Source organism: Streptomyces sp. NPDC044921, from assembly GCF_056432865.1.
Map to the genome: position 1 here is coordinate 30,488 of NZ_JBWKIF010000007.1, position 14,750 is coordinate 45,237.

The 14,750-nt window shown below is 69.6% G+C and carries 12 protein-coding genes and 1 tRNA gene; 7 read left to right on the forward strand and 6 right to left on the reverse strand.

The genetic code is table 11. The features are described from left to right. Positions 1-8: 8 nt before the first annotated feature. The 4 genes from AC07DA_RS12870 to AC07DA_RS12885 form a co-directional block, all read right to left on the reverse strand. The gene (locus AC07DA_RS12870) at positions 9-2,072 is read right to left on the reverse strand and encodes a hypothetical protein (RefSeq protein WP_479127380.1); all 2,064 of its coding nucleotides are present in this window, start codon (positions 2,070-2,072) and stop codon (positions 9-11) included. After that, complete coding sequence (locus tag AC07DA_RS12875) at positions 2,069-2,518, reverse strand: hypothetical protein (RefSeq protein ID WP_479127382.1); 450 nt, start codon at positions 2,516-2,518, stop codon at positions 2,069-2,071. Before AC07DA_RS12875 ends, AC07DA_RS12870 begins: the two co-directional genes overlap by 4 nt. Positions 2,519-3,116: 598 nt before the next feature. Beyond that, positions 3,117-3,278 (reverse strand): hypothetical protein, encoded by a 162-nt coding sequence (locus tag AC07DA_RS12880; RefSeq protein ID WP_479127384.1) that lies wholly within the window; start codon positions 3,276-3,278, stop codon positions 3,117-3,119. Positions 3,279-3,352: 74 nt separating this feature from the next. Then, entirely contained in the window at positions 3,353-3,817 is a 465-nt protein-coding gene (locus AC07DA_RS12885) for a hypothetical protein (RefSeq protein ID WP_102912304.1), read from the reverse strand. Between the two features lie 254 nt (positions 3,818-4,071). Between AC07DA_RS12885 and AC07DA_RS12890 the strand changes: the two genes are divergently transcribed. Both AC07DA_RS12890 and AC07DA_RS12895 read left to right on the forward strand, forming a co-directional pair. Further along, positions 4,072-6,729, forward strand: coding sequence for an AAA family ATPase (locus tag AC07DA_RS12890; RefSeq protein WP_479127387.1), 2,658 nt, complete (start codon positions 4,072-4,074; stop codon positions 6,727-6,729). 243 nt (positions 6,730-6,972) lie between these two features. After that, entirely contained in the window at positions 6,973-7,593 is a 621-nt protein-coding gene (locus tag AC07DA_RS12895) for a hypothetical protein (RefSeq protein ID WP_479127389.1), read from the forward strand. 197 nt (positions 7,594-7,790) lie between these two features. Here AC07DA_RS12895 and AC07DA_RS12900 read toward each other — a convergent pair whose 3' ends face one another. Further along, a complete protein-coding gene (locus AC07DA_RS12900) occupies positions 7,791-8,102 on the reverse strand; it encodes a helix-turn-helix domain-containing protein (protein ID WP_479127391.1) in 312 nt (103 codons plus the stop codon). Positions 8,103-8,213: 111 nt separating this feature from the next. Here AC07DA_RS12900 and AC07DA_RS12905 point away from each other — a divergent pair, with 111 nt between their 5' ends. Together AC07DA_RS12905 and AC07DA_RS12910 are read left to right on the forward strand one after the other, a co-directional pair. Continuing rightward, positions 8,214-9,125: a hypothetical protein gene (locus AC07DA_RS12905; protein ID WP_479127393.1), complete on the forward strand. Its 912-nt coding sequence runs from the start codon at positions 8,214-8,216 to the stop codon at positions 9,123-9,125. Between the two features lie 3 nt (positions 9,126-9,128). Beyond that, entirely contained in the window at positions 9,129-10,895 is a 1,767-nt protein-coding gene (locus AC07DA_RS12910; RefSeq protein ID WP_479127395.1) for a hypothetical protein, read from the forward strand. 206 nt (positions 10,896-11,101) lie between these two features. On the opposite strand, the gene AC07DA_RS12915 is transcribed toward AC07DA_RS12910, so the two are convergent. Continuing rightward, a tRNA-Leu gene (locus AC07DA_RS12915) sits at positions 11,102-11,188 on the reverse strand. A gap of 471 nt (positions 11,189-11,659) precedes the next feature. On the opposite strand from AC07DA_RS12915, the gene AC07DA_RS12920 reads away from it, so the two are divergent. The 3 genes from AC07DA_RS12920 to AC07DA_RS12930 all read left to right on the forward strand — a co-directional run bounded on the left by AC07DA_RS12920 (position 11,660) and on the right by AC07DA_RS12930 (position 14,731). After that, complete coding sequence (locus tag AC07DA_RS12920; protein WP_479127397.1) at positions 11,660-12,523, forward strand: FhaA domain-containing protein; 864 nt, start codon at positions 11,660-11,662, stop codon at positions 12,521-12,523. A gap of 10 nt (positions 12,524-12,533) precedes the next feature. Then, positions 12,534-13,043 (forward strand): FHA domain-containing protein FhaB/FipA, encoded by a 510-nt coding sequence (locus AC07DA_RS12925; RefSeq protein WP_425944265.1) that lies wholly within the window; start codon positions 12,534-12,536, stop codon positions 13,041-13,043. Positions 13,044-13,183: 140 nt separating this feature from the next. Beyond that, complete coding sequence (locus AC07DA_RS12930) at positions 13,184-14,731, forward strand: Stp1/IreP family PP2C-type Ser/Thr phosphatase (protein ID WP_479127400.1); 1,548 nt, start codon at positions 13,184-13,186, stop codon at positions 14,729-14,731. Positions 14,732-14,750 lie beyond the last annotated feature (19 nt).

Genomic DNA, 14,750 nt, shown 5'->3' on the forward strand with positions numbered 1-14,750 from the left:
GCCATCGGTCAGGACCCCGCCGAAGCGTGTTCGTGGGCGGAGACAAGAGACGACAACGCCGGGGGCAGCCGGAGGTCCTTGCGCAGTTCGATGACCGCCTCGCCGTCGGCGACCCCGGGCTCGCCGAAGATGAGGGCCGAGACCGGAGTGGCGACCAGGTGATCCAGAACGACCTGGTTGATGATCTCCGTCATGAGCTCGGTCGGCACGTCCGCCGTCTTCCGCACCTCGGCCCAAGCGGCCAGCAGCTGTCGGCATTCCGCTTCGACGCGGGTGTCGGCCAGAGCCGCTTTCCAGCCGGCCACAAGCGCTTCCCTGACGTCTTGCTTCAGCTCGGCCGCGGCCAGCATGACCTGTAGAACGTACGGATCCACGCTTGGATCCAGCAGCGACAGGAAGGCTCGGTGTCCCGCCAGGTGCTTCTTCTCGGTAGCCCACTTGATGACCGTGTTCCATACGCGTGGCAGCTGGCCGTCGCGTGCGGCTATGTCCCGCAGCGCCTCCTGCGCCGTCCGTACGGCCTCGTCCGGCTCGGGCCGGTCGAGAATGTGCCGCAGGCGGACGAGGGCCTGGCGCGGGTAGTGCTCGGCGAACTCACCACGGCAGACCAGGGCGACGACCGTTGCGACGGCTTTCGAAGTCTCCTGCGCAGAGTCCAGCAATAGACCCCGGACCCCGGCGCCCAGTGTGTCCGACTCCGCGGCGACGGTCAGGAAGCGGGCGATCAGTGCACGGTGCTCGGGGCTGTCTGCTCCGTTGTCGATCCAGGCGTGGACCTTCTGGACGACCCGGATGTCGTTCTCGGCGACGGCCAGTTCGACCAGGAGGTCGCTGATGGCAGCCAGGTCGCTACCCGCCCCCTTCGGGGATGTGATGGTGTCCAGCCACTTCAGCAGGTGCGGGTGGATGTCGGCACGCTGCTGCCACAGGTGGAGCAGGACCGCACGGGCGTATCCGGGCTTGTGGTCCAGGGACACCGTCCGCCCGGTGACCTCGGCGCCCATCGCGGTCAGCCGGCTGGTCAGATCCGGTCCGGTCAGGATCGTGCGGACGTCTGCCTTCGGTGATTCACCCAGCAGTTCCCGGGCGCCGTCCTGAACAGTCAGCGCATCCTTGCCGTTGAGGAAGACAGAGGAGATCAACAGGGCGCGGTCATCCGGATTGTTCTCGGTCGCAGAGAAGACGTCCCGCACGTCGGTGCGCCACTCCTGGAAGGCGCTCAGGGCTCTCTCGAGACCCTTCGGGGAGTCTTCCGCAGCGGCGAGTTTGGCGGCCAGGTCGGCGGCGTCCGCGGGTCGGCTGCCGTCGGTCAGTTGCTGCGCTGCCTTGCCGGCCAGGCCAGTGCCCGACGGCACACCGGTCAGCCAGTGCAGGCGGCCCGGCTGGTGGTGCACGTACTCCAAATGCATCCTGGCCACGCGACGCGCGGACGGTCGAGCCGTGGCACGGACGACGACGCCCGCTACCGCCCCCGCCACCGCCTCGGGCCAGCCGTGTTCATCGGCGATCACAACGAGGAACGAGCCCGAGAGCCTCAGCTCTTCCGCGTAACTCACCAGTTGCTGAGCGAAAGCGCCCCGATTCTGCCAGGCGCTGATCTCCGCAGCCACGTCCAGCAGGTAGCCCGTGCCCGGCTCATCAGGCAGCTCGGCGACGTCCGGGGAGCCGGGCTTCTCCCAGTCGGGCACGATCTCCTGGAGCTTGAGGGACTGGCCTTGGGCCACCTCCCACAACGCCTTGATTCCGGCGGTTCGCTTGCCATACCCAGGCGGGCCCGTGACGACTGCCAGGCGAGGCCCGTCCCCGGTGAGACGGGCGACGGCCTTCTCTGCGGTCGGCACGCGCTGGTCGCGCACATCCAGCTCCACCCACGCCCGTCGTACGACGTCGAGCTCGGCCTGCGGGATGTTGACCACCGGCAGCTGCGGCTTGTCCTTCATCGTGATGGAGCCGGCGGCCACGATGATCTTCGAGTTCTGGTTGCCGTCGACCTGCACTTGGAAGCCAGGCATCGGCGGGGCGGCGAGCGGAGGCGGAGGCGGTACGGGCCCGGAAAAACTGTCCTCATTCACCGGCTCTGCTCCGGAGCGCGGTAGTGGAAGCCGCCCGAGGCGTTGATGTCGCCGCCGGAGATGACGACCATGCTGTCGGTGTTGTGGTGCACGCTCGTCCGCGCCCCACCGCCGTCGTTCGCCCCCTTGGCCTGGTCGACCAAGTCCTGGAGTTCCTGTGCCGCATCCGGGTGCTTCTGCAGAAACGCCGCCAGCTGGATCATCAGCTCGTTCCGAAGCCGGTCCTCCACCGATCCGCGCTCGCTCTCCGAGCTGTCGACGAGCCGTTGCCGCGCAGCGTCGATGAGCCGCAGTTCCTGCGCGGCACTCTCCTCCCCACCCCGCCGGAAGAGCCGGGCCACCCCTGCCCGCATCGACTCCCATGTGCTCCTGGCCATCTCGGCGACCAGAGCGCCGGCCCCCACACCCGCGATCTGCATGATCTCCAACGTGTCCCCCATGGTCATGGCCGTTTCCCCTGCTCGACGACGCGTGCAGGGGGCAGCGGCATATTCGACCCATCAGGGTGGATGCCGTCGACAGGGGCGGCAATCGAACATATTTGCCAGATACTGGAATCGGTAATCATCACGCGGACAGATCCGGCCGTTTCGGATGAGAGTCGCGAATTGCCGCACTGAGCAGACCTCCGTAAACCGCAGGCTGGGCGGCAGTTCATGTTTCAGCTACGGAGCAACTTGGCCAAAGCATCACTTTGGGCGATTGTCCGGAAGTGGGTAGAGCGTGCTGGTGTGGGCATCGTGAGCCTGGTAAATGGCCGGTGCCGGAGTGAGGCACCTAGACAGCAGGTCATCCAGTGAGGCAGGGGCGCGGCTGACCGTGACCCTCCGGAGATCGGCGTGGGAGCCGGCCAGAGTCCCACAATCGCCAGGGACAGCCGACGGATCCACCGTGGGCATGGTCCTCGACCAGGCCGTTGACCACCGGCGTGGGTCGACGAGACGGCGACCGGGCTGATCTGCTGACGGTGCGGATTCGTGCACCTCTTCGTGAACAGAGACCTCAAGCTCTATCGCGCGGACGAGTAGCCCCCGAAACGGGGCTTCAGCTGGGCGCGGCGAACGACTCCACCGCGCGGGTCTTGCCGGTGACGACGATGACGTCGCCGACCGCTCTCGCCCTCCCCGCGACCTCGCGCGCGGTCGTCGGCCAGCGTCGGCGGGCCTGGTGCTGGCTCGGTACCGGGATCTCGGCTGTCGTCGCCAAGTCGGCCACGGGCAAGAGCCGTCTCACTCCTGAAGCGCCACATCGGTTGCTTCACTGCGACGTCCTGGTGGGCCTCACTCGAGCGACACCTCCCCATCGGGCAACCACCCGTCCCAATAGCCCTCCAAGAGCAGGGGCAGCGTTTCCGGCTCCACGGCAACGCCCTTGCCGTGCAGTTCGTCCAAGGTCCACCAGCGTGCGCCGGCCTCCAGCCGTGCGCACACATCGTCGGTCCAAGCCGCAGCGACCGGTCGCACCAGGACGACGTACTGGGTGCGGCGCCGGGCACCGTCGGCTGGAAGGACGCCGACGACCGGCGCGATCCGCAGGTCGGGCAGCCCCGTCCGACGGCACAGCCACTGGACGACGGCCCGGGAATAGGACTGCCCCGCAGGCACCGGTACCAACGGCACCGTCCAGCAACCGGCGGTCTGTTGCCCGGGGGCCAGCAGCACAAAGCGGCGAGCAGTGGACTCGATGACGACCGGGCGAACCCAGCAAACGGCCGCCGTCGGGCAGGAAAGGGCCAAAAAGGTCACAAGGACACCCTCCCCTCCTGTGATTGGAATAGCATCACAGGTGTGGCATCCGGGTGCCGCCGGGCAGGATGGAACCGTTATGGCGTCCAGCGGACCAGATGCGCAGGGCCGGTGCAGGGCCTTGTCGCATCTGGTCCACTGGACGGCGAAACCAGGTCGGCGCGAGCAGTGCCGAGGTGTTCCCGGCACGGTGTGAGCGTGCGGGGCGCACCTCGGTGCCGCTCGGCCGGTCTTGTCTACGGACCGGGGAACGGATGGACGCAGCGTGGCCCGACCGGATCGGCACAGGTGACCGGGTCCGGTTGGACGGACGGGTCTACACCGTGGGCGAGTTGCAGGGCCGACGGCTGACCCTGGTGGACTCCTCCGGTGTCACCCGTCAGATGGATCTGGTGGCGCTGCTGCGTGGCTGCCATGGGGAGGTACTTCAAGACGGGGACGCGCCCGCTGGGAGCGACGAGCTGCCGTCGGGTGATGCGCTGGGGCGGGCGCGGTGGTGGCAGAGGCATGTCGTCGAGGTGCTGACCGGGCTCACCCCGGACGCACCGCCTGGTACGCAGCCCCGTCCCGCGTTCGACCCTGCTCACCGCTCGCTGGCGGAGCGGGAGGAGGCCAAGGCCCGAGAGCTGACGGAATCAGGCATGCGCGGCACGTCGGCGCGGACGGTGCGACGCAAGCGGCAGCGCTACCAGACGTTGGGGCTGGCCGGGCTGGTGGACGGGCGGGCCGGACGGCGTGAGGCGCCAGGGGTCCGACTCGATCCCCGGGTGGTCGACGCCGTGCGCGAGATCATCCATTCGCAACCCCGCCCTGGCCGACTGAGTGCTGAACGGGTGCGGGCGCGACTGCTGGATCGGCTCGCCGCTCCGCTCGCCGACGGCGAGGTCTCCGTGCCGTCTCGGTCCGCCCTGCGCAGACTGTGCGCGGAGCTCGACGGCCGTCCGCCACAGAGCGCCACGACAACGCTCACCCAGGTGGGTGAGCGCGTCCACCTGTACGTCGTGCCGGTCCCGGCTCTCGGCGATCAGCCCCACGGAGGGCCGCGGCTGCGCGTGCTGTTCGCGCTGGACGAGGCCAGCGGTGTGCTGCTGACGGCCGTCGTCGGCGACGCCCATGAGCGCACGGTGTACGGACCGGCGCTGCTGGCCAGGATGTGCGTCCCCGCCGACCAACGGACCAACTGGATCACACCGCCGTCGACCGCGCCCGGCCCTGCACCTCCGTACCCTCCGGTGAGCAGTCCGCCGGTGATCCGTCCGCGCACGCTCGTCGTCGATCACGCTTCTGCCCCGGGTATGGGTGCCCTGCGCGCCGCATGCGCGCGCAGCGGCGTCCGCGTGCAGTACGCGCGTCAGGCACCCACGCATGAGCGCGGCCGCGTCGAGCACGTCACAGCGACCGCGGCGGGGCGGTTCGCCGCCTACCTCTTCTCTCCCGCCGGCCAGCCTGCACGTGCGGCGGGTTGGCCCATCGAGCGGGTGCAGGAACTACTGGACACCTGGGTGGAGGACTGCTGGCTGCACACCCCCCTCCCGACCCGTGCCGGATTCCCGCAGACACCGCTGGAACGGTACGAGGAACTGACAGCCCATACCGGACGGGTCCCAACTCCCATACCCCCAGAGGAATTCCTGCATCTCCTCAATTCCTGCTGGAGGGTGGTCGGTCCCGGCGGAGTGCGTTTGGGCGGGCACTTCTACGATGCGCCGGCGCTGCATCCGATGCGTCGCCTGGTGTCGCCGCACGGCGGTCGCCAGCCGTTGCAGGTTCGTTGGGATCCATACGACCTACGGCAGGTGTGGCTTCGGGCCGACGAGGACGAGTGGCTCGTGGTCCCTGCCGCACCATCCCGTATCCGACCCCCTTCCCGCCCTTCCATTCCCTCTACCCGCGCCGAGAAGCAGCCCAGCACCTGCGGCAATGCGGCTCCCGCGATGGCCAGCAGCCCCGTGGGCGCTGCCACCTTCGTCCAGGCATCTGGACCGGCCGCGGCAAGAGGAGTCGTCGAGCGGACCGGCATGCCGCGTCTGCCCGTGGTTCAGCAGATCCATGCGCATGAGGCGCCTGACGTGCGCCTGGCCTATCACGCTCGACTCCCGCTCAGCGTGCCTGAAGTCAGCTTTGCCGTGGACCGGATCGAAGACGTGCGGCTCCTCAACCAGCATGCGGACGGAGCCCGTTACGGCCTGCTGCTGCACGGCCCGTCCGGCACCGGCAAGACCACCGCCATGCTGGAGTCCTGGCGGAGTTGCACCGCACCACACGACCGGCAGGGCGACGAGCCGACGGCTGGGACGGCTACGGCGGGGCTCTACGTGCGGCTGCCGCCCGCGACATCGCCCCGCCTGCTGCTGGTCGAGCTGGCCCGGTCCCTCGGCGTGACCCTGCGGGGATCGCCCACCACCGCCGCGCTGACAGACCGCGTGGCCACGGCCATGGCGGACGCCGGTACTGCGCTCGTCCTCATCGACGAGGCCCACCACCTGCACAGCCCGGGCTGGTCCGCGTCGACCGTGGCCGATGTCGTGGACTATCTATGTGACCGGCTCCCGGCGACGTTCGTCTTCGCCGGCATCGGCGACCCCGACTACCTTGCTGCGAGGGCAACCAACGCCCCGCACCGCCGACTGGTGCCTGTGCACCTGTCCGCCATGCCACTCGGCGAAGACTGGCAGCAGGTCCTCTCCGCAGCCGAAGCAGCGCTGCGCCTGCGCGCGCATGCCGACGGCACACTGCCCGGCCTGGCCGATCTTCTTCACGAGCGCACGGGAGGCAATGCGGGCCAACTGGCGTTCCTGCTGCGTAGCGCGGCTGTCCGGGCCATCAAGGACGGCTCCGAAAAACTGACCGCGCCGCTCCTGGCCGGGCTGCAGCTTCCACGCTGCGACAAAGCCTCCACCGCAGCTGGCTGAGGAAATCAGCCTCACCGGAATATCTGTGGTCGCCGGGCCAACTTCGTGAGGGCAACGAGGCTTCATCGGCCAATCCGGGCCAGATACATGGAACCCGACAGCCTCACATCAGCCAGACAAGAAAGCGAACAGCGAACGTGTTGCCGAGGAAAAGCCTCGCCGCAAGGCTTACTTTCGTCAACTTGGCTATCTCGCCAGCCAAAGCACAGACAACCAACTCGCATTAGCCCTACCTTGGTCCACATGACGTACCAGGAGACGTTTGCCAGTCACCCGAGTGACTCCGCGGACGAAGCGGAGCACGTGGTCCGTCAGTACGACACCCTCATCGCTGAGTGCGACACGACCATCGACCAGCTGAGCACGGCACTGCGCGAGGTGAATGAAAAGCGTGAGGCGATGGTCGCTCTGCGCGAGGAGGCGCGGAGCCTGCAGGGGGTCGGTCCGCGGTTGCGGGCGATGCGTGCACACGCCCAGAAACACGGCATCGTCCCCGGTCAGCCGGGCCCGCAAGTCACACTGCGTGTGGTACCCAGCCCGCCGGCCCCCGACCAGGAGCCGCAGACGGCAGCCGAGGACAGCATGCGGGTCACGGCAGAGCCGGAGCCCCCTCGGCCGGCCGAGGTGATCATCCGCAGCAAGAAGCAGCAGGAGGTCCTGACCGTCATCGCCTCCCGCCCTGACCTTCCCTGGGGCAGCGGCGATCTGGCCCAGGTGCTGGGTATTCCCGCGGATCCCCGGGAGAGGAAGAGCCTCCGTAACTGCCTGCGGGCCCTCGTCGTGTGCGGCGCTCTGGAGCGCATCAGCCGAGAGGACGACCGGCACGTCTACTACCGCCCGCGCATGAACTGGAGATTCGCCTGACTCATCTCCCTGCCCTGCAGACATCACAGCCGTAAAAAGACCGCCGCCGCTTGAAGGACCCAGTTGCACCTGGGTCCGCGGCGACGGTCATGACCCTGTACAGGCCGTCTCCGACATTACCCGGATCCGCCCGGGCGTGTCCGGCATTCGGCCAATTTCCCCTGCCCTCTTTCGGAAAGCCGAATGCCCATGCGAATTCATTGCGGAGGATTTCCCGGCTCACGGCCGGGCCACAGGTCCGCTTCCAGCGCCTTCTCCAGGTTCGCGATCGTCAGCAGGTCGCACCACACCGCCCCGTCCAGCACCTGCGCGATCGTCATCCGTGACACCCCGCTGCGCCGGGATGCCTCGGCGACCGACCATCCCCTGGCGTCCATCAGCCGACGCAGCCGCGCGGCCACTGCCTGCGCCACTCGGGCCCCGTGGTGGTCATCGAGCACGGCGTGCGGCCAGATGCCCTCGACAACGTACTCGAACGGCTTGAGGCGTCGCTTGTCTCCCTGGGGCACGTCGAAGAGTGTCGCCCATACGGACCTCCAGGCATGACAGCATCCGCCACCTCCACTGCATGCTATTGGAACAGCACCCCTCCCGGGGTCCTTTCCTGGTGGAGAGTCACGGTGGACGCGATCGAGCAGTACCGGCCCGCCCTTCCGAGCCCTGTCTGGGAGCGCATCGGGGCCGACTGCCGCCGCGCCGTGGCCCAGGCCAAGCCGGCCACTCCCAAGCAGGCCCGCGACTGGCTCGGCGCGCTCGCCCACGCCGCCGCGTATGCCGACGCCTGCGGGCGCCCGACCAAGGCCGAGCACCTGCTGACCCAAGAGGCGATCGAGTGGTACCTGGCCACCGGCTGCCTGCACCTGGGTGACGCCTCGCGCTCCAACCGCCGCTGCCGCCTGAACAACCTCCGCCGCGCCCTGCTCGGCCCGGACCTGGTCACCGGCGAGCCGGCCGCCTACTCCGGCTCGGACTCCTCGCGCCCCTACAGCCGTTCCGAGCAGGCCCAGCTGTACGCATCCGCGCGCGCTCAGCCGACCGAAGAGCTGCGCTACGGCCTGCTGACCCTGCTCTCCCTCGGCTTCGGCTGCGCTCTGGACTCACCCGAGGTCATCCCGCTGCGCACCCATGACGTCCGGGAAGCCTCCAACGGAGCCGTGGCCGTGGCCGTCCGCGGTGCCCGCGGCCGCGTGGTGCTGTGCCGTACCGCCTGGGCCGACGTCCTGACAGAGGCCGCGGAGTGGGCCGACAGGCCCGGTCAGGCCCGCTACCTCTTCCGGCCGAGCAGCCACGCACGCGGCACCAACACCGTCACCAACTTCCTCGCCCGCGCCAAGGAACCGCCCGGCACACCGCGCCTGGTCATGGGCCGGACCCGCGCCACCTGGCTCATCGACGCCGTCGAGGCCCGCATGCACCTGCCCACCCTGATGGCCGCCGCCGGCCTGACCACCCTGCGCTCCATCGACCGGATCCTCCCCCACGTCCGAAACCTCACGCCCCAACAGGCCGCCGCCGCGCTGAAGGAGTTCTGACAGGTGAACCGCCGCCTCGCCCGCCACGCCCTCATCACCCGTCTGCGTGCCCAGCGCCCCGTCATCCCCGATCAGGAAGTCCGCCGTGTCTACGACGAGGTGGCCGCCTCCGGTCTCGTCGAGGAGATCGAACCGCTCATCGCCCGCACCAAGGGCCGCCGCTGCACGCTCTCAGTGGAAGCCCTGCTGGTCGGCATGGCCCTGGCCGCCCAGCGCAACAGCGGAGTCGTCACCTTCACCACTGTCACCAACCTGCTGTATTTCTCCCTCTCCGGCGCGATGCGCGAACAGCTCGGCCTGCACCGCTACCCCGACCACGACCGCGGCTTCGAAGCGGCCTACGCCGTGGTCCGCCGCCGCCTGCACAGCATCCTCGAGGCCATCGACCCGTCCCCGCTGCCGAAGAACCACCGCCTGGCCCGCCGCCACGCCGAAAAAGTCCTGACCAGGGCCGACCCGGAAGCACTCACCCACAAGCGCGCCCGCCTGCTGCGCGTGTCCAACTTGATCCTCGGCATGTCCCTGCGCGAGGCCCTGCCCCTGCTGGAAGAGCGCTGGGACGGCTCGGTCAGCCTCGACGCCACCGCCATCGGCACCTACGCCAAAGGGCTGCCTTCCCACAGCCCCGTCACCTCCACCGATCCCGACGCCGGCTGGTACGTCCGCACCACCCGCCACCAAGACCCCCTCGCCCTGGACGGCCTGACCCCGATCGAGGCAGCCGGCGGCAGGCAGAAGACCAGCGGGCAGAAGAAGACCGAGAGGATCAAGAAGCGCCTCTTCGGCTACGACGCCTCCCTCGTCGTCGCCCGCGACCCCGAGCGCCACGGCGCCCCGTTGCCCGACGGTTCCGCCAATCCCGACGTGGTGCCCGCCCTGATCGTGGCCTTCTCCGTGGACAAGCCAAGCCACCGCCCCGGCCAGGTCGCCGTCGAGGCCCTCCAGCACGTCGACAACCGCTTCCCCCGTGGCTACCTGGCCGGTGACCGCGCCTACAACGGCCAGAAACCGGAGAACTTCCAGCTCCCCATCCGGGCCATGGGCTACGAGCCCGTCTACGACTACGCCTCCGACCAACTCGGCGTCCAGACCGGCTTCGCGGGAGCCGAACTCGTCGAGGGCAACTGGTACTGCCCGTCCATGCCCCAGCCCCTCAAGGACGCCACCAAGGACCTCCTGGCCAAGAAAATCGACAAGCAGACCTGGATCGACCGCATCCGCGCCCGCATGAACTACGTGTTCATGCCCAAGCAACGCCCCGACGCCGAAGGTCACCGCCGCGTGATGTGCCCGGCAGAGGCCAACCGCGCGCAGTGCCCCCTCAAGCCCCGCACGCTCGGCCGCGGCATCCACCTGCCACTCGTCGACCCCGCCCCGAACCCGGCCGGCTCACCGCCCTGCTGCGTCCAGCGCACCGTCACCGTCCCCCCGGAAGCCGGCGCCAACCTCTGGCAGCCGCTCCAGTACGGCTCCGAAGCCTGGCAACGGGTCTACTTCCGGCTCCGCAACAGCGTCGAAGGCATCAACGGCTTCGCCAAGGACCGCCTCCAGGAACGCCTCGAAGACGCCGGCACCCGCCGCATCCGCGGCATCGCGGCCCAGACCCTCCTCCTGGCCTTCCAGCTCGCCCACGCCAACCGCCGCAAACTCGCTTCCTGGGCCGACGCCATCGCCCTGGGCGGCGAACGGCCCCGCCGACGGCCCACTCGCCGCCGCAGGACCAAGCCCCTGGGCACGTGGACCCCCAAGGGCCACATCACGCAGCGCTGAGACCTTCCTCACAGAGCGCGCCCCGAGAGCCACTCAAGCAAGATCCACATACAGACGCGGACCGCCGCCGGCCCATAGGCCACCGACGGTCCGCTTCACCGTGCCCAGAGACAGACATCACACCGCAGAAACAGGAATGGGCGGCATCGTCATCACGATGCCGCCCATTCCGTCGGTGCAGCTAGAGCACTTTCGTCGGTGCTCCCTGGTGCGCGAGGGGGGAGTTGAACCCCCACGCCCTTGCGGGCACTGGAACCTGAATCCAGCGCGTCTGCCTATTCCGCCACCCGCGCATTGGGTGTGTCCTGGGCTCCGGCCTTTCGGCCCGGCGCCTTCCGACACCCAGAACATTAGCACGCTGGAGGGGGTGGGTTCACATCCCTTCTTCCCGCAGGCAGCGGCCCCGCCGAACCTTCCGTGGTCCCGCCACGTATCAACGCGTGCCGCTCCACGTATCAACCTCGTACCGGTACCCGCTCTCTTCCCACAGGGCGGTCGGGGTCCACAGCCCGGTGCGGGACACTGGTCTCCGGCCGCCTCTACGATCCTTGGCGGGAGTACCCGAAGCGGTTGCGCGCGGCGGTACCCCGGCAGGAGTTCGAAGGGGAGCTCCACAGGGAACTTCGTCATGCGTCGACACCCGTCGGCCGCCCTGACAGGGGGAACCAGCCGATCGACCGGCGCGTGGATACGATCAGTAAGCAGTACCAGGCAAGCGGCCCGCAGGGCAGTGCACAGGACGGCAGCGACGGAGGAGGTGCCCCATGGGAGTCCTGAAGAAGTTCGAGCAGCGTCTCGAAGGTCTGGTCAACGGCACCTTCGCCAAGGTGTTCAAGTCCGAGGTCCAGCCCGTGGAGATCGCGGGAGCGCTCCAGCGCGAGTGCGACAACAACGCCACCATCTGGAACCGCGACCGCACGGTCGTCCCCAACGACTTCATCGTGGAGCTGAGCACGCCGGACTTCGAGCGGCTCAGCCCCTACTCCGGCCAGCTCGGCGACGAGCTCGCCGGCATGGTGCGCGACTACGCCAAGCAGCAGCGCTACACCTTCATGGGCCCGATCAAGGTGCACCTGGAGAAGGCGGACGACCTGGACACCGGCCTGTACCGGGTGCGCAGCCGTACGCTCGCCTCCTCCAGCAGCCAGCCGGGCGCCCCGGGAAGCGGCGCCGCGCCCGCCGCCCCGGCCGGCCGCCCCGGCGGCTACGGCTACCCGCCGGCCGCCTCCCCCACCGGCGCACCGCCTATGCCGGCCGCGCCGCCGCCCGGCGGCCGTCCCGGCGGGTACGGCTATCCGCCCGCCGCGGGCGCCCAGCGGCCCCCGGCCGCCCCGGCCGCCGGCGGACGCACGCGCCACTGGATCGAGATCAACGGCACCCGCCATCAGATCTCCCGCCCGACGCTGGTGCTGGGCCGCAGCACCGACGCCGACGTGCGGATCGACGACCCCGGCGTCTCCCGCCGGCACTGCGAGATCCGGACCGGAACGCCCTCGACGATCCAGGATCTCGGATCCACCAACGGCATCGTGGTGGACGGGCAGCACACCACCCGCGCTACGCTCCGCGACGGCTCGCGGATCGTCGTGGGCAGCACCACCGTTATCTATAGGCAAGCCGAAGGGTGAAGCGGGGGCAATGTCAGAGCTGACCCTCACGGTCATGCGGCTGGGGTTCCTGGCCGTACTGTGGCTGTTCGTGATCGTGGCCGTGCAGGTCATCCGGAGCGACCTGTTCGGTACGCGGGTCACCCAGCGCGGATCGCGCCGCGAGGCCGGCCGCCAGCAGCAGGCCGCGCGCCAGGCGCCGCCGCCGCAGCGCCAGCAGTCCGGCGGCGGCCGGCGCGGCCGAAACGCCCCCACCAAGCTCGTCGTGACCGAGGGCACCCTCACCGGCACGACGGTCGCGCTCCAGGGGCAGACCATCACCCTGGGCCGGGCGCACGACTCGACGATCGTGCTGGACGACGACTACGCCTCCAGCCGCCATGCCAGGATCTACCCGGACCGCGACGGCCAGTGGATCGTCGAGGACCTCGGCTCCACCAACGGCACGTACCTGGACCGCACCCGGCTGACGACTCCCACACCGATTGCACCGGGCGCGCCGATCCGCATCGGCAAGACCGTCATCGAGCTGCGGAAGTAGTGCTACATCATGGATAGGCGCGAGCGGAGCGAGCACGCAGTGGCGGGCCCCACCCCGGGCCCCGGCGCGCTCCCGACCGGAGGGTGGGCAGTGTGGCTCGACACGACCGGCTGTACCCGGAGCCGACAGGCGAGGTGCGCATGAGTCTGTCACTGCGCTTCGCCGCCGGATCGCACAAGGGCATGATCCGGGAGGGCAACGAGGACTCCGGATACGCCGGCCCGCGCCTGCTCGCCATCGCCGACGGCATGGGCGGCGCCGCCGCCGGTGAGGTCGCCTCCTCCGAGGCCATCTCCACCATCGTCGCGCTCGACGACGACGTCCCCGGCTCGGACATCCTCACCTCGCTCGGCACCGCGGTGCAGCGCGCCAACGACCAGCTGCGCTCGATGGTCGAGGACGACCCCCAGCTGGAGGGCATGGGGACCACCCTCACCGCCCTGCTGTGGACCGGTCAGCGGCTCGGCCTGGTGCACGTCGGCGACTCGCGCGCGTACCTGCTGCGCGACGGTGTGCTCACGCAGATCACCCAGGACCACACCTGGGTGCAGCGCCTGGTCGACGAGGGCCGGATCACCGAGGAGGAGGCGACCACGCACCCGCAGCGCTCGCTGCTGATGCGCGCCCTCGGCTCCGGCGACCACGTCGAACCGGACCTGTCCATCCGCGAGGTCCGCGCCGGCGACCGCTACCTGATCTGCTCCGACGGCCTGTCCGGGGTGGTGTCCCACCAGACGCTGGAGGACACCCTCGCCAGCTACCAGGGCCCCCAGGAGACCGTCCAGAACCTGATCGAGCTGGCGCTGCGCGGCGGCGGCCCGGACAACATCACCGTCATCGTCGCCGACGTCCTCGACCTGGACACGGGCGATACCCTCGCGGGGCAGCTCTCCGACACCCCGGTCGTGGTCGGCGCCGTCGCCGAGAACCAGCACCAGCTGCACGACAACGGCATCATGCAGACGCCCGCCGGCCGCGCCTCCGGCCTCGGCCGCCAGGGGCACGGGGGCGGGGGCGGGGAGTTCGGCCCGCCCGGCTCCGGCGACACCACCGGCTACATCCCGGCGGCGGGCTTCGACTACGACGACGGCGACTTCGCCAAGCCCCGCAAGAAGGGCCGCTGGCTGAAGAGATCCCTCTACGGCGTCCTCGCCCTGGCCGTCGTCGGCGGCGGCCTGTACGGCGGCTGGCGCTGGACGCAGACGCAGTACTACGTCGGCGCCCAGGACGAGCACGTCGCGCTGTACCGGGGCATCAGCCAGGACCTGGCGTGGGTGTCGCTGTCGAAGGTCGAGAAGGACCACCCCGAGATCGAACTCAAGTACTTGCCGCCCTACCAGCAGAAGCTGGTCAGGGCGACGATCGCCGAGGGCGACCTGAAGAACGCCCAGGCGAAGATCGAGGAACTGTCGGTGCAGGCCTCCGCGTGCAAGAAGGAGGCCCAGCGGCGCGCAGCCGAGAGCAACAACGCCAGGACCGGCGAAGGCGAGGCCGGGGGCACCACGGGAACCACTCCCGCCTCCTTCACGTCCAAGGCCACACCGACGCCGAACCCGTCGAACCCGTCGGGCTCGCCGTCGGCGCCTGAGAAGTCCACGCCCCCGACCACGACCGCACCCACTCCCAGCCCCGGCCCCAGCCTCTCGGAGGAAGAGCAGAAGGTCGTCTCGCTGTGCGGTAAGCAGTAGGCAAGCCGTGAGAGGCCCC